The following is a 16,146-nucleotide window of genomic DNA, read 5'->3' as shown; positions in this document are numbered from 1 at the left end:
GCATGTCGCTGACCGTTCCCAACGATCTACTCGATCAGGCCCGTGCCGGGGAGGTGGACGAGGCGGCCTTCGTCGCGTGCGTCCGCGACTCGCTGCCGTACGCCTGGTCGGTGATCAGCGGCCTGGTCCAGCAGCGGGAGCAGACCGGCGCCGAGTTCGCCGACAACCAGGTGCCGCCGCCGGACGAGGAGGCTCGCGGCCAGCTCCTGCGCTGCCTGGCGAGCGACTCCATGCGCGCCGCGCTCGAACGCCACTTCGGAGTGCGGCTGGCGTTCCAGAACTGCCACCGGGTGGCGGTCTTCGCCCCGTCCGCCACGGAGGCGCTGCGCGAGTTCGTCACCCCGCGGGCGCAGATCCTCAACCAGAAGCCGGAGCTGGTGGACTGCTGATCCGACAGCACGGTGCGTGAAACGGGCCGGGTCGGCTGGCGGCACCCGGCCCGCTTCATGGTCCCCGGCGCCCCGCTCTGCCGTACAGAGAAAGTCTCAGGACGTCGTCTGCGAGGCCTCGGCGACCCGCAGCAGCAGCTTGGCCTGGTCCCATAGATCGCCGAGCACGTCGGGGTCGTTGGCGATCTTGGCGAACATGACCTGCCCCTCCAGCTGGGCGACCAGAGCCCTGGCGAGGGACGGCCCGGGAACGGGGATGACGCCCTCGGCGACGGCGTCGTCCAGCACCTCCTGGATCAGCGCCACCTGCTCCCCGAAGATCTCCTCCAGCCGGGCGCGCACCACCGAATCCTGGTTGCTCAGCTCGAGCGCCAGGTTGCCGAGCAGGCACCCGTGGACGGCCCCGTCGGTGACCAGGGCGGCGCGCTGGGCCTCGAGCTGGTGGCGGAACAGCTTCTCCAGCCGCTCGAGCGCGGGCTCCGGAGCGCGGAGGACCGAGATCCACGCGGCCCGCTCGCGCGCCCAGTGACCATCGATCACCTCGAGCGTCAGCGCCTGCTTGGACTCGAAGAAGTGGTAGAAGCTGCCCTTTCGCACGTCGGCCCGCGCGCAGATCTCGGCCACGCCGATGCTCGCATATCCCCTGCTCAGCATGAGCCGGCAGGCCGCCTCGACGAGGCGCTCGCGAGCGTTGCTGACCCTTCCCATGCCGGGAGTATACGCCCGGTCAACTATCTTGCGAATAGTTGACCGGTCGTCTAGATTTGCCGCAACGAGAGAGGAAGGTTCGATGCACGACTCGATCATCGTGGCGATCGCCTATCACAGCGGTTACGGCCACACGGCCCGGCAGGCCCGCGCGGTGGCCCAAGGAGCCGGGTCCGTCCCCGGCACACGGGCGGAGCTGCACGACATCACCCGGCTCGACGACGAGCTCTGGTCGGCCCTCCAGGCCGCCGACGCCATCGTCTTCGGCTCACCGACCTACATGGGCAGCCAGTCGGCCGCCTTCCAGGCCTTCGCCGAGGCCAGCGCCAAGGTCTGGGCCGAGATGGGCTGGAAGGACAAGCTCGCCTCCGGATTCACGAACTCGGCGGGCGTCAACGGCGACAAGCTCAACACGCTCACGTCCTTGGCGCTGTTCGCCGCCCAGCACGGGATGACGTGGGTGACGCTCGGCCTGCCGCCCGGCTGGCTCTACACCTCGACCGGCGGCGGCCAGGACCTCAACCGCCTGGGCGGCTTCCTCGGCGCGATGGCCCAGTCCCCCTCCGACCTGGGCCCGGACGCCGCGCCGTCCGACTCCGACCTCCGTACGGCCGAGCACCTGGGACGCCGGGTCGCCCAGCTGGCCTCCCAGGTCGCCGCCGGACGCCGGGCGCTCACCACGGCGGTGAACCTGTGACCAGCCCTGTGACCGCCAGGAACTCCTGGTCCAGCGGGCGGCTGGAGGATCTGCTCGACCTCGACCATCCCATCGTCCAGGGCCCGTTCGGCGGCGGCCTGTCGACCGTCGCCCTGGCCGCGGCCGTCTCCGAAGGCGGAGGTCTCGGCTCGTACGGGGCCCACATCCTCCAGCCCGGCGAGATCACCCAGCTGGTGCGCGAGCTCAAGGCGGCGACGAGCCGGTCCTTCGCCGTCAACCTCTGGGTCCCGCAGCCGGAAGAGGCCGGCCTTCGCGCGGAGGCCGCCGACATCGAGCGGCTCCGGCCGTACTTCGAGGAGCTCGGCCTACCCCTCCCCGAGCCCGGGCCGCCGGCCATCCCCTCCTTCGACGACCAGGTCGACGCCCTCCTCACCGCCGGGCCTCCGGCGATCAGCTTCGTCATGGGCGTGCCGCCCCGGCGGGTCGTCCAGGAGGCGCGCAGGCGAGGCATCGTCCTCATCGGCACCGCGACCACCGTCGAGGAGGCGGTGGCGCTGGAGGAGGCGGGGATGCAGGCGATCGTGGCGTCGGGCAGCGACGCCGGCGGGCACAGGGGAGCCTTCCTCAAGCCGGTCACCGAGTCGCTGGTCGGCACGTTCTCCCTCGTCACGCAGGTCGCGGACGCCGTCTCGGCGCCCGTCGTCGCGGCGGGCGGCATCGCCGACGGGCGGGGCGTCGCCGCCGCGCTCACGCTCGGAGCCGACGCCGTCCAGATCGGCACCGGCTTCCTCGCCACGGCCGAGTCGGGCGCGAGCGCGCTCCACAAGGCGGCGCTCCACGGCCCAGAGGCCAGGACCACGGTGTTGACCAGGCTGTTCTCGGGACGGCCGGCCCGCGGGATCCCCAACCGCCTCGTCCGCGAGCTGGCCGGCGCCGAGGGCGACGTGCCGCCCTACCCGGTGCAGAACGCCCTCATGCTGCCGCTCCGGCGGGCCGCCGCCGAGCGGGGGCTCGCCGACTTCGTCAACCTGTGGGCGGGACAGGCGGCGCCGCTGGCCCCGCGGTCCAGTGTGGCGGACTACCTGCGCACGCTGGTCGCCCAGACGACGGAGATCTTCGACGCGCGGCGCCACCGGTAAGGGAGCGATTCGGATACGGATGAGGCGCCCGGCGACGGCCGAACCCTAGGCTTGGCGCCGTGTCCCCCGAGGCGATGGTGATCGACGGCCGTTTCGAGCTGCGCGAGCGGCTCGGCAGCGGCGGCATGGGTACGGTCTGGCGAGCCTACGACCTCGCCCTGCACCGCGAGGTCGCGCTCAAGGAAGTACGGCTGGCCGACCCCGACGGCGACGCGAGCACGGCGCGGATGCGCCGCGAGCGGGTGCTGCGCGAGGCCAGGGCGCTGGCGCGGATCCACCATCCCAACGTGGTGACCGTCCACCACATCGTCGACTCCCCCGGCGTGACGCATCCGTGGATCGTCATGGAGCTGGTGCGCGGGCGGTCGCTGCAGCAGATCCTCGCCCACGGCCCGCTGCCGGCCCAGCAGGCGGCGCGCCTGGGCCGCGGCATCCTGGCCGCCCTCCAGGCGGCCCACCAGGCCGGGATCCTGCACCGCGACGTCAAGCCCGCCAACGTGCTGGTGCGCGAGGACGGCACGCCGGTGCTCACGGACTTCGGCATCGCGGCCCTGCGGGAGTCGCCGGGCCTGACGGGCACCGGGGAGCTGGTCGGCTCCCCGGAGTACATCGCCCCGGAACGGCTGCGCGGCGACGAGGGCGATCCGGCCTCGGACCTGTGGTCCCTCGGCCTGCTGCTGTACGTCGCGGTCGAGGGCCACAACCCGCTGCGCCGCGAGACGGCCATGGCGACGCTCGCGGCCGTGCTGAACGCCCAGGTGCCGCCCGCCCGGCGGGCCGGCCCCCTGGCGCCCGTCCTGCACGCCCTGCTGACGCCGAACCCCGCCGCCCGCCCCCGGGCCGCGCAGCTCGACTGGATGCTGGCCCAGGCAGAAAGCGGCCACGGCCAGCCCGTGAGCCCGCACCCCGGCCCACATCCCGGCGCGCATCCCGGTCCCGTCATGGGACGCCCGACCGGCCCCACGATGGCCGCCGGCTTCCCCGGCAAGCCCCGGCCGGCCGGGCCGCGCCGCCGTGGCCTGGCGGCCGGGATCGCGGCCGCCGCGGTGGCGATCGCCGCGGGGACCGTGGTGCTCATCACCACGCTCCCCGGCTCCGGAAGCCGGGGAACAGCCCTCACGCCCATGTCCACCCCCACCGGGAGCGTCAGGACCAAGGACGTCCAGACCTCCGAGCCCGTGGACGACGCCGAGACCGCCCCGGCGGCCGACCTGCTCACCCCCGGCGGCATGCGGCAGATGATCGCCGCCTTCGAGAAGGCCTCGGGGCAGCGGCGCTTCGTCCGCCTGGTCGTCTACCCCACCTACGCCGCGGCCGAGATCCCCGTGCCCGAGAAGGGCAAGGTCTACGACAACTACAGCTACCGCGACGGCGTCGCGACCCGCGTCTCTCCCGGCAGCACGCTCCGCGACACCGCCCTGGTCGACGTGGGCTCCGTCGACTGGGACCTCCTCCCCAAGATGCTGAGCACGGCCGAGAGCAGGGCCGGGGTCGGCAAGCCCACCACCCGCTACCTGATCATCGAGCCCGACTGGGCCTTCGACGCCGCCAAGGCGCCGGTCGTGCTGGTCTACATCGGCGACGACTACGGCAGCGGCTACGTCGCCTTCACCACCCGCGGCAAGGTGCTACACGTCGTCAAGAAGGGCGGCTGACCGGACCCTCGGCAGCACCTCGGCGCCCAGCCGCCGGATCGTGCCGACCGCGTCCCCGCCGCCCTCGACCATGAGGATCAGGTGGCGCAGCCCGGTGCGGCGGACCGTCCGCAGGATGACCTCCACGCACCGGTCGGCCGAGCCCACCGGGTGCACGCCGGTGAGGAAGTCCACGTAGGAGGCGACGTCGCGCCGCGCCCGCGGCCGGCCGTCGACGGGCACGTAGCCCGCCAGGCCGGGCTCCAGCCACCGCGGCATGCGTTCCTTCACCTCCCGTACGGCTTGCGCCGTCGAGTCGGCCACGTGCGCCACGGCCGCGGCCAGATGCCCTCCGCCCGGGCCGTACCAGCCCAGCATCTCGGCCTTCCCGGCGTCGTCGATGTGCATGCCGAGCAGCATGGGCAGGCCGCGCTCGGCCGCCAGCCGTACCGTGGGCTCGGACGTGCACGCCACGACCGGCCGGAGGCGGGCGTGCGGCACCATCTCCACCTCGCGGAAGGAGAAGAACCGGCCGTCGGCGGCCACCCGTGGCCGGTCCAGCGCCGCGCACAGCAGGTCCAGCGACTCGGCGAAGCCGTGCTCGAACCGGTCCAGTCCGGTGCCGAACACCTCCAGGTCCACCCACGGGCCGCCGCGCCCGACGCCGAGCGTGAACCGCCCGCCGGACAGGTGGTGCAGCATGGCCGCCTGCTCGGCCAGCGCGACGGGATGCTGCGTGGACAGCACGCTGACGGCCGTGCCGACGCCGATGCGCCGGGTGCGCCCGATCACCACCGCCGCGAGCGTGGCCGCCGACGGGCAGACGCCGTAGGACATGAAGTGGTGCTCGGCCACCCACACGTCGTCGAATCCGGCCTCCTCGGCGGCCACGGCCGCCTCCACGGTGTCCCTGAGCACCTCGCCCGCCTCCCGGCCCGGGAACTGTGCGGCGATGAGGAAGACGCCGATCCGCATGGCTCAGCCGAACAGCGACAGCTGGCCCTCGCCGGCGAGCGGGTCCCGGTGGACCTTCAGGTGCCGCCACTCCGGCAGGTCGTCCAGGTAGGACCAGGACAGCCGGTGGTGCGGCGTGGGGCCCAGGGAGCGCAGCGCGGCCTGGTGGGCCGGGGAGGGGTAGCCCGCGTTGTCGGCGAAGCCGTACTCGTCGTGGCCGATGGAGGCCATGTAGGCGTCGCGCCGGACCTTGGCCAGCACGGACGCGGCGGCCACCGAGACGCTGGCGGCGTCGCCCCCGACCTCCAGGCGCACCGGCCAGGGCGGGCCGATGTAGTCGTGCGAGCCGTCGAGGATGACCACGTCGGGGCGGACGGGCAGCGCCTCCAGCGCCCGCCGTGCGGCGCGGCGCAGCGCCTCGGTCATCCCCAGCGTGTCGATCTCGGTGGGGGAGGCCTCGCCGTAGCCGACCCCGGCGGCCCACTCCTCGATCAGCGGGGCGAGGGCGGCGCGGCGGGCGGGGGACAGCCGCTTGGAGTCGGTCAGCCCGGCGGGCGGCTCGGACAGGTCGGTGACGACCGCGCAGACCGTGACGGGACCGGCCCAGGCGCCCCTGCCGACCTCGTCCACTCCGGCGGCGAGGGTTCCCGGGCGGGCGGTCAGCAGCCGCTCGATGGCGAAGGAAGGCCCGGAGTCGAAAGGCCCTGCAACTGAAGGCACCGCATCAGGCTAGCCGTACCGGCTCCAGATCCGCGGCCAGATAGCGGGCGGCCACGTGGATCGCGCGCAGCGTCACGGCGACCGAGGGGCGGTTGACGGAGGACGCGCGGGCGACGGCGTGGACCTCGCGGCCGACCGGGTTGCCGGGGAACTGGCGTACGGCGATGCCGCGCACCCCGGCGGCCAGCGCCAGGGCGGGCACGGCGGCGATGCCGATGCCCTTGGCGACCAGCGACAGGATGGTCCCCAGCCCCTCGAACTCCCAGGGCGTCGGCCGGGTGCCGCCCACGTCGGACAGCAGGCGGTCGACGGCCAGGCGGGACGGTTCGCCGTCCGGCGTGGCCATCCACGGCTCGTCGCGCAGCTCGTGCAGGTCCAGCGGCACCTCGGGGTCCGCCAGCCGGTGCCTGCGCGGCACGACGAGCACCAGCGGGTCGCTCAGCAGCGGGAAGACGCGCAACCCCTCGCTGCCGGCCGCCCGGCCGTACCAGTCGTCGATCAGCGCGATGTCCACCTCGCCCGACTGCACCTCGCGCATGCCGCGGCCGGAGCGGGACTGGCGCAGGCGCAGGGTGAGCTGGCTGTAGCGGCGCAGGGAACGTGCCAAAGCCGGGGCGAAGGCCACCGCGGCGGTGGGGAAGGCCGTCACGGTCACCCGGCCCGAGGGGGTGGCCGCGTGCGCCGACAGGTCGGACTCGGCCTCCTCGACCATCGCCAGGATGCGTTCGGCGTGCTCGACCAGGCGGCGGCCGGCGTCGGTCAGCTCCGCGCTGCGCGCGGTCCTGTCCAGAAGGACGGCCCCGGCCTCGCGTTCCAGCGCGGCGAGCTGCTGGGAGACGGCGGAGGGGCTGTAACCGAGCGAGGCCGCGGTCGCGGCGATGCTGCCGCGCCGGGCGAATTCCCTTATCACCGCAAGACGTCGCAAATCGAGCATCAGACTTCCTTACGCCTACCCACAACAAGCCTCGCTTGTGCTGATGCCTGTATCCCATCATGGTGGGAACGTGACAAGTATGAGCGTGACGCTGTCGGCCACCCTGGCGGCCAACGAAGACATCGAACGACGACGCCGCGCCGGGGAACGCGTGCTGAACCTCGCCTTCGGCGAGGCGGGCCTGCCCGTTCACCCGGCGCTGCGCGACCGGCTCGTCGCGGCCTCGGGGCGCAACAGCTACGGACCGGTCGCGGGGGCGGCCGAGTTGCGCGCGGCGGCGGCGGGCTACTGGACCCGACGGGGGCTGCTCACCGATCCCGACCAGGTGGTCTGCGGGCCCGGCAGCAAGGCGCTGCTGTACGGCCTGCTGCTGGTCATCGGCGGCGACATCGTGCTGACCAAGCCGAGCTGGGTCAGCTACGCCGCCCAGGCAGACCTCGTGGGCTCCCGGGCGATCATGGTGCCGCCGCCTCCTGGCGAGGGCGGCGTGCCCGACCCCGACCGCGTGGCGCAAGCCGTACGGCAGGCGCGATCCCAGGGCCGTGACGTGCGGTCGGTCCTGGTGACCCTGCCCGACAACCCCACCGGCCTGCTGGCCCCGCCGGGCACGATCGAGCGCCTGGTGCGCGTGGCCCGCGAGCTGGACCTGGTCATCATCTCCGACGAGATCTACCGCGACCTCGTCCACGACCCGGCCGAGCCGTACCTCTCGCCGGCCGAGCCGGCGCCCGAGCGCACCGTCGTGACCACCGGGCTGAGCAAGAGCCTGGCGCTGGGCGGCTGGCGCATCGGCGTGGCGCGCATGCCCCTGGAGGCGATGCGCAGGAACATGCTGGCGGTGGCCAGCGAGATCTGGTCCGCTCCCGCCGCGCCGGTCCAGGAGGCGGCGGCCTACGCCTTCGCAGAGCCGCCCGAGCTCGTCGAGCGGGTGGCGCGCAGCCGGCGGCTCCACGGCATCGTCGCGCGGAACGTCCACCAGAGGTTCATCCGCGCCGGCATCCCCGTGGCCAGGCCGCACGGCGGCTTCTACATGTACCCCGACTTCGGCTACCTGGGCAGGGGCGGCTCCGCCGAGATCGCCAAGATCCTCCTCGACGAGCACGGCATCGGCGTCCTGCCCGGCCACGCCTTCGGCGACGACCCGCAGGCGGCCCGGGTGCGGGTGGCCACGAGCCTGCTGTACGGCGAGACCGCCGAGCAGCGCCTGGAGGCCCTGGAGGCCGGCGACCCGCTGCAGCTGCCCTGGATCCGCGACAACCTGGACTTCCTGTCGGCCGGTCTGATGGCTTTGACCTGCGATAACCGGGTGTTTGCCTAATCTCGCGAAATCTGTGGTCCGGTAGCTGGTACCGAGCGCGCCGCGCAACCCCCATCATGTGCTCATGCCCGCAGTTGTCACCTTGTCCGGGCGCTTCGTGCGCCTGGAACCTCTCAGCCTCGCGGCGGTCGATGACCTCGTCGCCGCGTCGAGTGAAGACCGCAGCACGTATGGCTTCACTCGCGTCCCGAACGGCCGGGACGAGATGGTCTCCTACGTGGAGGCCGCGCTGGCTGAGCAGGCGGAGGGCCTCACGGTGCCCTTCGCCATCCGGTGGCTGAACACCGACCGCATCGTCGGTGCCACCCGTCTGATGAACCTGGAGTACTGGCAGGGCCCCATGCCCTGGCCTCCCGGTTCCCGTGGCGCGGTGGGCGAGGTCCCGTCCGTGGCGGACATCGGCTACACCTGGCTGGCCGCATCGGCCCAGGGCACGGGTGTGAACCGGGAGAGCAAGTTCCTGCTGCTCTCGCTCGCCTTCGACACGTGGAACGTCCACCGCATCACGCTCAAGGCAGACGTGCGAAACGTCCGGTCCAGGGCCGCCATCGAAGGGATCGGCGCCCACTTCGACGGGGTGCGGCGCGCCGAAAGCCGCGGCGCCGACGACACGGTCCGAGATACCGCGTTCTACTCGATTCTGCGCGAGGAATGGCCGGCGATCCGAGATCGCCTGGCCCAGCGGCTGGGCCTCGTCGAGGCCGCCTGAGACCCCGTTTCCACCCAGAAGGCCCCGCCCGTCCGGGCGGGGCCTTCCGTCGTATTCCCCGTGGAGGGCTATGTGAAGGGCATGGCCGCCCCCGTGGGACCATGCCCGCCTGCCATAGAGCATCGCCCCGGGCGCTTGACGGCAAATCAAAGACCAATCAACGCTTCGATGAAGCGGCAGACGCCTGCCTAGGTGTCAGGCATGCCACGGCCTATCATTTGGTCACAAAAATTCCCATTAACGCATGGAGACGGCGGCATGGCTGCAGGGTTGAGGTTCGCCGTACTCGGTCCCATCCGGGCATGGCGTGACGACGTCGAACTGGACCTCGGCACGCCGCTGCAGCGTTCCATCCTCGGGGTGCTGCTGCTCCGCGAGGGCCGCGCGGTCACCCCCACGGAGCTCATCGACGCCGTGTGGGGCGAGGACGCGCCCCCGCGCGCCCTGGGGGCCCTGCGCACCTACGTCTCCAGGCTCAGGACCGTCCTGGAGCCCGAGCGGCCCGCGCGGTCCCGTCCCGAGCTGCTGACCTCCGTCGGCCGCGGGTACGCCCTGCGGCTCCCGGAGGGCTCCCTGGACCTGACGCGCTTCGAGCGCCTGCTGGCCGACGCCGAGGCCGCGCGCAGGGCCGGACGGCTCGGCGCGGCGGCGAAGGCACTGCGCGAGGCGGTGGCGCTGTTCGAGGGCGAGCCGCTGGCCGGGGCCGTCGGCCCCTACGCCGAGCACCAGCGTGACCGGCTCGCCGAGCGCAGGCTCGCCGCCGTCGAGACCCTCATGGACGTCGACCTGGAGCTGGGCAACCACGCCAAGGTCGTCTCCGAGCTGATCGCCCTGACCGCCGACCACCCGCTGCGGGAACGGCTGCGCGCCCAGCTCATGCTCGCCTACTACCGGTGCGGACGGCAGGGCGACGCCCTGGCGGTGTTCACCGAGACCCGGCAGGCGCTCATCGACGAGCTCGGCGTCGAGCCCGGGCCCGAGCTGACCGCGCTGCACCAGCGCATCCTCAACGCCGACCCGGCCCTGGCCGCCGCCGCGCCGCCCGCCGAGGAGGCCCAGGAGGAGGCCGCGCCGCCCGAGGAGGCCGTCCCGGTCGTCCCCGAGCTGCCCCGGCCCGCCCAGCTCCCCGCCGCCGTGCAGGACTTCACCGGCCGCCGCGAGATGGCCCAGCGGCTGCGGTCGCTGCTGTGCGGGCAACCGGGTGACGGCGTCCCGGTCGCGGCCATCTGCGGCATCGGCGGCGTCGGCAAGACCACCCTGGCCGTCCACGTGGCCCACGCCTGCGGCGACGCCTTCCCCGACGGGCAGCTGTACGCCGACCTGCGCGGCTACACCGACGACCCGACCGCGCCGGAGTCGGCGCTCGGCGCGTTCCTCCGCGCCCTCGGCATCCCGCCCGACGTCATCCCGGAGGGGCTGGCCGAACGCTCGGCGCTGTTCCGCTCGCTGGTGGCCGACCGCCGCGTCCTGGTGCTGCTCGACAACGCCCGGGACGCCTCGCAGGTGGTGCCGCTCCTGCCCGGCTCCCCCGGCTGCGCGGCGCTCGTCACCAGCCGCACCAAGCTGGCCGACCTGCCCGCCGCCCGGCTGTTCGACCTCGACGTCATGGAGCCGGACGAGGCGCTCCAGCTCTTCGCGTCCGTCGCGGGGCCCGAGCGCGTGGCCGCCGAGCGGGCCGCCGCCATGGACGTGGTCGCCGCCTGCGGCTTCCTCCCCCTGGCCGTCCGCATCGTGGCCGCCCGGCTCGCGGCCCGGCCCTCGTGGACGGTCGCCTCGATCGTGCCCAGGCTCGCCGACGAGCAGCACCGGCTCGACGAGCTGCGCGTGGGCAACCTGGCCGTGGAGGCCACCTTCGCGCTCGGCTACGGGCAGCTGGCCCCGGCCCAGGCCCGCGCCTTCCGCCTGCTGTCCCTGCCCGCCGGCGTCGACATCGGCATCGAGGCCGCCGCCGCGCTCCTGTCGCTCAGCCTCGCGGAGGCCGAGCAGGTCCTGGAGTCGCTGGTCGACGCCAGCCTGCTGGAGGCGCCCGCGCCCGGCCGCTACCGCTTCCACGACCTGCTCAGGCTCTTCGCCCGCCGCGTGGCCGACAAGGAGGAGCGGCCCCAGGCCAGGACCCTCGCGCTGCGCCGGCTGCTGGGCTTCTACCTGGCCTCGGCGCAGTCCGCCCACCGGCTCGCCTACGAGGGCAGCATGATCGCCGACAACCTCGTGGTGGTCGGCAGCGGGCGCGCCTTCTCCTCCGTCGACGACGCCGTCGCGTGGCTGATCGCCGAGGGCGACGCGCTGTTCGGCGCCATCAACCAGGCCGCCGAGTCGGCCCGTACGGCGGAGCAGCTGCTGCCCGCCGGCGACATGCTCGTGGCGATGGAGCCGCTGCTGGAGTCGGGCACCCACACGCGCGAGTTCGACCTGACCAGCCGCGCCGTGCTGGCCGCCGCCCGGCGCATCGGCGACCAGGCCGGCGAGCTGCGCGCCCGCTACGTGCTCGGCCGGGTGCTGTTCGGCGCGAACCGGCTGACCGAGGCCGAGGAGCAGTTCCGCATCGTCCACGAGCTGTCGGCGGCCCGCGGCGAGAAGGTGGTGACCGGCGAGGTCCTCAACGCCCTGGCCGTCGTGGTCGGCCGCCAGCGCCGCCACACCGAGGCGCTGGCGTACTTCGACGCGGCGATGAAGTACTACCGCGAGAACGGCGTGCCGGCGGGCGAGGCGCTGGTGCTCAGCTACTCCGCGCGCGACCACCTCGGCCTGGGCCGCGCCGAGGACGCCATCGCCGCCGCCGAGAAGGGCCTGGCCATCTTCACCGAGATCGGCAGCGGCGCGGGCATGGCGCGGGCCCGCTACCACCTCGGCATGGTCCTGTCCCGCGTCGGCCGCCTCACCGAGGCCGTCCACCACCACGCCGAGTGCCTGGCCTTCTTCCGCGCCGGCAGGCAGCGGGTCTGGGAGCAGCGGGTGTGCTCGCGGCTGGCCGAGACGTTCATCGCCGCCGGCCGCTACCCCGAGGCGGTACGGCACGCGGAGCAGGCCCTCGTGGTGAGCAGGGAGATCGGGCACCCCTACGGGGAAGCGCTGTCCCTGACCGTGCTGGGAAAGGCGCTCAGGGGCATGGGCGAGGCCGGGCGGAGCGCCGACTGCCTACGGCAGGCCCTCGACATCTTCACCCGGCTCGGTGCCCCCGAAGCCGCCGACCTCAGGGACCTCCTCGCCGGCGCGCAGGTCGTCGAGTCCTGAGTACAGCTCCTCGTCCAGCCGGGTCATCCACACGTGGTTGATCAAGGCTTTCCCTTTGCGACGTGGCGGGCGCGCCCGGCCGGCCGCCCCTTCCGTCACGCCTCGCCAGGGGGCCCGGTTCATCCGGATGCTCGGCGTGACGGCTAGCCGCCTCACGTAGGCGACCGGCCAGGCATTGACACGAACCCCGAACCCCCCGGGTTCGTGCCTGCCACCACAGCGTGCTCCGCGAGGCTCAACAGGCAATCAACGGCCGATTGACGCGGCCGTGCCGGGCACGGGAGCCGCCCGTCACACCGTGAAGTAGCCCTCGGCGATGAGCGGGCGCAGGCTGTCGGCGTTCACCCGGTCGCCGCCGACCAGTTCCGCGATCACGTTCAGCAGCGGCCCCAGAGCCAGCTCGCCGTCGCACACCCCCGCGAGGGCCGCCTCCACGGTCCCCACGTCGGTGCTGCGGCGCAGCCGCCGGGTCTGCCGCAGCACGATGCGGGACGGGTCCTCGGCCCCCGGCAGCCCGATGCGCTCGTCCAGCAGCCCGGGAGCCGTGCGGAGGCGCACCTGGTCCATGCCGGTCAGCCGGTGCGCCAGCGCGATGGCGTCCAGCACCTCGTCGACGTAGTCGCCGACCGGCAGCTCCACCTGGTGCGTCAGCCGTTCCACCCGCACCACCGGGTCGTCGCTGCGCCGCATCGTGATCCATCCGAAGCCGACCGCCTCGGCCTTCAGCTCCTCGAACCACCCCAGCCACCGGTCGTACAGCTCCGTGTAGGCCGGCGTCCCCTGCTCGGCCGCGTCCCTGAGCCACAGCTCGACGTACTCGGCCGGGTCCTGCACGTCCCGCTCGACCACCCATCCGTCGCAGCCCGTGTCGGCCAGCCAGCCGCCCACGCGGTCGCGCCAGTCCTCCCCCTTGACGTGCAGCCAGTTGGCCAGGAAGTGCGCCTGCCCGCCCTCGCTGAGGTGGCGCGGCGTCCGCCGTACCAGGTCCCGGCAGAACCCGTCGCCCCCGCTCTCCCGGTAGGCGAACCGCCGGTCCGGCGAGATGACGAACGGCGGGTTGGCCACGACGAGGTCGAAGAGCTCGTCCTCGACCGGCTCGAACATCGGCCCGACCCGCGCGTCCACCCCCTCGACGCCCGACAGCGCCCAGCTCAGCCGGGCCAGCTCGACGGCACGCGGGTTGACGTCGGTGGCCACGATCTGCTGGGCGCGGCCCGCCAGGTGAAGCACCTGCACCCCGCAGCCGGTCCCCAGGTCGAGGGCCCGCCCGACGGGCCGCCTGGTCACCAGCTGCGCCAGGTTCGCGGAGGCGCCCCCGGCGCCCACCACGTGGTCGGGCCGCAGCGCCGGGTCGCCGGGGCGGACCTTGCGGTCGGAGACGACGTACCCGCCGCCCTCCCACGGCTGCAGGTGCACCCTGGCCCGCACGCCGTCGGCGACGGTCTCGACCAGGCCGGACTCCAGCACCTCGGGCGGGACCGAGGGGACTGTCACGCCGAGCCACCACAGCCTGATCATGGTGGCCAGCGGGTCCAGGTCGCGGGTGGCGCGCAGGGCCGGGACCAGCTCCTCGCGGGACAGGGCGGCCGCCGCGACGTCGCCCAGCCGTTCGCGGACGCCGTCCACGGTGTATCCGACGTCCAGGAGCAGGTCATGCAGTCGATCCATCAGCCATCCCTCACGCACGGCAACCATATCGTTACACTTTTCTCAAAGTGTTCTGCAAGCGGCCCCTAAGTGGTCCGCGCTATTACAGTGCCATGCCGTTGATCCCGTGCTTGGCGTGCGATGCCCGGTTCAGGCCCGACGAGTACTTCGCGGCCTGCGCCGAGTATCACCGTGGCCGCGATCTGGTGTCGTGGGTCTGCCCGCGCTGCGGCAACCATGACGAGCTGCGCGTGCTACCGGGTGAGCTGGGGTTCGGCTATCCGCAGGAGGGCCGCTTCGCCGTACGGGACCGGGTGCCGGTGCCCGGGCTCCGGCGCAAGCGGCACGATCTGCGGCTCGACATCTCCCTCGACGCGACGTCGTGGCGGGTGCCGACGAAGCTTCGGCAACCGGCCTGACGCCGCGCTTTCAGCGCTGCTCTCAGCGTTGGCGGAGGCTCTGCCAGGCCGCCTCGCCCAGCCCCTTGATCTCCTCCTCGGTGGGGGTGTGGGCGCCGGCGAACCACAGGCGGCACATCTCCTGGGCGGGGCCCAGCCACAGCACGTAGCACATCGTGGGGTGGACCGGCTGGAGCAGGCCGTTCTTCATGTGCGGCCGCCACCAGTCCGACACCTGGCGGAAGAAGGCGCGGCGGGCCTCGGCCACCTCGGCGCCGCCGGGCTCGTGCTTGCGCGGCGGGCGCTCGCTGATCAGCAGGCGGGCCTTCTCGGGGTGCTCGCCGGCCCAGCGCATGTGGAAGACGGGGATGGCCTCGATGCCGGAGCGGGCGTCGTCGTGGCTGGTGAGCTCGGCCAGGAACGCCTCCTGGTAGGAGGCGAGGATCTCGGCGTACAGCACGCCGAAGACGTGTTCCTTGCTGGCGAAGTGGTGGTAGAAACTGCCGACGCTGACCCCGCTCTCCTCGCGCAGGCTGGCCAGCGTGGTGGCCGAGACCCCGTCCTGGCTGAAGCGGCGGAGGGCGCCCTCGATGATGCGGGTGCGGCCGTCGCGTCCGTTCTTAGCAGTCTTCACAACATCAATGGTGAGACACCAGAACCTTGTTCCGCAAATAGCGGCGCCGGGTCGATCATAGCGACGACGGCGACCGATCCGGAAGAGACTGTGAGCTTCGCCTCAGGCCACGCCCGGCGGATCATGCGCAGGACCCTCCGGTTCTCGCCGAGCACGTCCATGCCGACGGTCACGGCGCCGCGCAGCCAGGCTCTGGCCAGCAGCGCGTCGACCAGCCTCGGGCCGATGCCGCAGCCCTGCCACTGGTCGGCCACCACCACCGCGACCTCCACGTCGGCCGCGCCGCCCCGGTAACTCATGGCATGGCCGACGATCTCGCCCTCGAGGGTGGCGACCAGCGCGTCCCTCCGCTCGTCCAGCGCCATGAGCGCGCGGACCAGGCTCGGCTTGGGCGTGTGGAAGCCGCTGAAGAAGCGCAGCGTCTGGGTCTGGAGCGACAGCCCCGCCAGGAACCGCGTGATGGCCGTCTCGTCGTCGGGCCGGACCGAGCGGATCTGGGTTCGAATCATAGACTCAGACTCTCGCGCGACATCTGAGTCTGTCAAGTGAACTCAGGTATGATGTGGAGATGAACGTGCCTTTCCGGGTGGACAACTGCTCGATCGAGCGCACCCTCGCCATCGTCGGCGAGAAGTGGACCTTCCTGGTATTGCGCGAAGCGTTCAGCGGCGTGCGGCGGTTCGCCGACATGCAGGCCATGACCGGCGCCCCCCGCCAGGTGCTCAGCGCGCGCCTGGCCCGGCTGGTCGAGGAGGGCCTGCTGCGCAAGGTCCCCTACCGCGAGCCCGGCCAGCGGCAACGCGACGAGTACAGGCTCACCGACAAGGGCCGCGACCTGTACCCCCTGCTGGTCGCGCTCATGCACTGGGGCGACCGCTACCTGGCCGACCCCGAGGGGCCGCCCGTCGTGCTCACCCACCGCGACTGCGGCGCGCCCATCCACCAGTACATGCGCTGCGAGGAGGGCCACGAGGTGGCCGGGCCGCGCGAGGTCACGCCCGTCCCCGGCGCCGGCGCCAAACGCAGGAGCGCATAGCGAGTGAGCGACCGCTCCCCCCGGTGCCTACCCTGAA

At 73.1% G+C, this 16,146-nt stretch carries 16 protein-coding genes; 9 read left to right on the top strand and 7 right to left on the bottom strand.

Annotation, left to right across the window (positions count from 1 at the left end; genetic code table 11):
• Positions 1-2 precede the first annotated feature (2 nt).
• Positions 3-389, top strand: a complete 387-nt coding sequence (locus tag BSB02_RS00810) for an SCO5389 family protein (protein WP_084955525.1) — start codon at positions 3-5, stop codon at positions 387-389.
• A 96-nt stretch (positions 390-485) separates the two neighbouring features.
• Here the strand turns inward: BSB02_RS00810 and BSB02_RS00805 are convergent, their stop codons facing one another.
• The gene (locus tag BSB02_RS00805) at positions 486-1,097 is read right to left on the bottom strand and encodes a TetR/AcrR family transcriptional regulator (protein WP_084955523.1); all 612 of its coding nucleotides are present in this window, start codon (positions 1,095-1,097) and stop codon (positions 486-488) included.
• 82 nt (positions 1,098-1,179) lie between these two features.
• Between BSB02_RS00805 and BSB02_RS00800 the strand changes: the two genes are divergently transcribed.
• Genes BSB02_RS00800 through BSB02_RS00790 form a run of 3 tightly spaced genes read left to right on the top strand, consistent with a single transcriptional unit; the run spans position 1,180 to position 4,549 of the window.
• Positions 1,180-1,794, top strand: a complete 615-nt coding sequence (locus BSB02_RS00800) for a flavodoxin family protein (protein ID WP_084955521.1) — start codon at positions 1,180-1,182, stop codon at positions 1,792-1,794.
• Positions 1,791-2,894, top strand: coding sequence for an NAD(P)H-dependent flavin oxidoreductase (locus BSB02_RS00795; protein ID WP_240506083.1), 1,104 nt, complete (start codon positions 1,791-1,793; stop codon positions 2,892-2,894). The genes BSB02_RS00800 and BSB02_RS00795 overlap by 4 nt, the downstream gene beginning before the upstream one ends.
• A gap of 59 nt (positions 2,895-2,953) precedes the next feature.
• The gene (locus BSB02_RS00790) at positions 2,954-4,549 is read left to right on the top strand and encodes a serine/threonine-protein kinase (RefSeq protein ID WP_240506082.1); all 1,596 of its coding nucleotides are present in this window, start codon (positions 2,954-2,956) and stop codon (positions 4,547-4,549) included.
• Here the strand turns inward: BSB02_RS00790 and BSB02_RS00785 are convergent.
• From BSB02_RS00785 to BSB02_RS00775, 3 genes are read right to left on the bottom strand one after another with little or no spacing between them, the layout of a single operon-like run.
• Positions 4,523-5,503, bottom strand: a complete 981-nt coding sequence (locus BSB02_RS00785; protein ID WP_084955518.1) for an LLM class flavin-dependent oxidoreductase — start codon at positions 5,501-5,503, stop codon at positions 4,523-4,525. The two genes, BSB02_RS00790 and BSB02_RS00785, sit on opposite strands and share 27 nt — an antisense overlap.
• Before the next feature lie 3 nt (positions 5,504-5,506).
• Positions 5,507-6,202, bottom strand: a complete 696-nt coding sequence (locus BSB02_RS00780; protein ID WP_084955517.1) for a ribonuclease HII — start codon at positions 6,200-6,202, stop codon at positions 5,507-5,509.
• Between the two features lie 4 nt (positions 6,203-6,206).
• Positions 6,207-7,136, bottom strand: coding sequence for a LysR family transcriptional regulator (locus BSB02_RS00775; RefSeq protein WP_084955515.1), 930 nt, complete (start codon positions 7,134-7,136; stop codon positions 6,207-6,209).
• Between the two features lie 79 nt (positions 7,137-7,215).
• On the opposite strand from BSB02_RS00775, the gene BSB02_RS00770 reads away from it, so the two are divergent.
• The 3 genes from BSB02_RS00770 to BSB02_RS00760 all read left to right on the top strand — a co-directional run bounded on the left by BSB02_RS00770 (position 7,216) and on the right by BSB02_RS00760 (position 12,394).
• A complete protein-coding gene (locus tag BSB02_RS00770; protein ID WP_084955513.1) occupies positions 7,216-8,454 on the top strand; it encodes a pyridoxal phosphate-dependent aminotransferase in 1,239 nt (412 codons plus the stop codon).
• 64 nt (positions 8,455-8,518) lie between these two features.
• Positions 8,519-9,163 carry a GNAT family N-acetyltransferase gene (locus BSB02_RS00765; RefSeq protein ID WP_084956203.1) on the top strand — a complete coding sequence of 215 codons (645 nt, stop codon included), beginning with the start codon at positions 8,519-8,521 and terminating at the stop codon, positions 9,161-9,163.
• 258 nt (positions 9,164-9,421) lie between these two features.
• The gene (locus tag BSB02_RS00760; protein ID WP_143590111.1) at positions 9,422-12,394 is read left to right on the top strand and encodes an AfsR/SARP family transcriptional regulator; all 2,973 of its coding nucleotides are present in this window, start codon (positions 9,422-9,424) and stop codon (positions 12,392-12,394) included.
• A 291-nt stretch (positions 12,395-12,685) separates the two neighbouring features.
• Here BSB02_RS00760 and BSB02_RS00755 read toward each other — a convergent pair whose 3' ends face one another.
• Positions 12,686-14,062, bottom strand: coding sequence for a DUF7059 domain-containing protein (locus BSB02_RS00755; protein WP_084956200.1), 1,377 nt, complete (start codon positions 14,060-14,062; stop codon positions 12,686-12,688).
• Positions 14,063-14,154: 92 nt separating this feature from the next.
• Here BSB02_RS00755 and BSB02_RS00750 point away from each other — a divergent pair, with 92 nt between their 5' ends.
• Positions 14,155-14,460, top strand: a complete 306-nt coding sequence (locus tag BSB02_RS00750; protein WP_084955509.1) for a hypothetical protein — start codon at positions 14,155-14,157, stop codon at positions 14,458-14,460.
• 22 nt (positions 14,461-14,482) lie between these two features.
• On the opposite strand, the gene BSB02_RS00745 is transcribed toward BSB02_RS00750, so the two are convergent.
• Complete coding sequence (locus tag BSB02_RS00745; RefSeq protein ID WP_084955507.1) at positions 14,483-15,073, bottom strand: TetR/AcrR family transcriptional regulator; 591 nt, start codon at positions 15,071-15,073, stop codon at positions 14,483-14,485.
• Entirely contained in the window at positions 15,070-15,582 is a 513-nt protein-coding gene (locus tag BSB02_RS00740; protein ID WP_084955506.1) for a GNAT family N-acetyltransferase, read from the bottom strand. Before BSB02_RS00740 ends, BSB02_RS00745 begins: the two co-directional genes overlap by 4 nt.
• A 59-nt stretch (positions 15,583-15,641) precedes the next feature.
• Here BSB02_RS00740 and BSB02_RS00735 point away from each other — a divergent pair, with 59 nt between their 5' ends.
• Entirely contained in the window at positions 15,642-16,109 is a 468-nt protein-coding gene (locus BSB02_RS00735) for a winged helix-turn-helix transcriptional regulator (RefSeq protein ID WP_084955504.1), read from the top strand.
• The last annotated feature ends 37 nt before the right edge of the window (positions 16,110-16,146 follow it).

This window comes from Thermoactinospora rubra, from assembly GCF_002093975.1.
Lineage (GTDB): Bacteria > Actinomycetota > Actinomycetes > Streptosporangiales > Streptosporangiaceae > Nonomuraea > Nonomuraea rubra_A.
This window is presented reverse-complemented; position numbering and strand designations above follow the sequence as displayed.

Coding starts and splice junctions, on each gene's coding strand:
- BSB02_RS00760 (WP_143590111.1), top strand. CDS start 9,422: ATGGCTGCAGGGTTGAGGTTCGCCGTACTCGGTCCCATCCGGGCATGG.
- BSB02_RS00785 (WP_084955518.1), bottom strand. CDS start 5,503: ATGCGGATCGGCGTCTTCCTCATCGCCGCACAGTTCCCGGGCCGGGAG.
- BSB02_RS00770 (WP_084955513.1), top strand. CDS start 7,216: ATGAGCGTGACGCTGTCGGCCACCCTGGCGGCCAACGAAGACATCGAA.
- BSB02_RS00805 (WP_084955523.1), bottom strand. CDS start 1,097: ATGGGAAGGGTCAGCAACGCTCGCGAGCGCCTCGTCGAGGCGGCCTGC.
- BSB02_RS00735 (WP_084955504.1), top strand. CDS start 15,642: ATGAACGTGCCTTTCCGGGTGGACAACTGCTCGATCGAGCGCACCCTC.
- BSB02_RS00810 (WP_084955525.1), top strand. CDS start 3: ATGTCGCTGACCGTTCCCAACGATCTACTCGATCAGGCCCGTGCCGGG.
- BSB02_RS00765 (WP_084956203.1), top strand. CDS start 8,519: ATGCCCGCAGTTGTCACCTTGTCCGGGCGCTTCGTGCGCCTGGAACCT.
- BSB02_RS00755 (WP_084956200.1), bottom strand. CDS start 14,062: ATGGATCGACTGCATGACCTGCTCCTGGACGTCGGATACACCGTGGAC.
- BSB02_RS00750 (WP_084955509.1), top strand. CDS start 14,155: ATGCCGTTGATCCCGTGCTTGGCGTGCGATGCCCGGTTCAGGCCCGAC.
- BSB02_RS00775 (WP_084955515.1), bottom strand. CDS start 7,136: ATGCTCGATTTGCGACGTCTTGCGGTGATAAGGGAATTCGCCCGGCGC.
- BSB02_RS00800 (WP_084955521.1), top strand. CDS start 1,180: ATGCACGACTCGATCATCGTGGCGATCGCCTATCACAGCGGTTACGGC.
- BSB02_RS00740 (WP_084955506.1), bottom strand. CDS start 15,582: ATGATTCGAACCCAGATCCGCTCGGTCCGGCCCGACGACGAGACGGCC.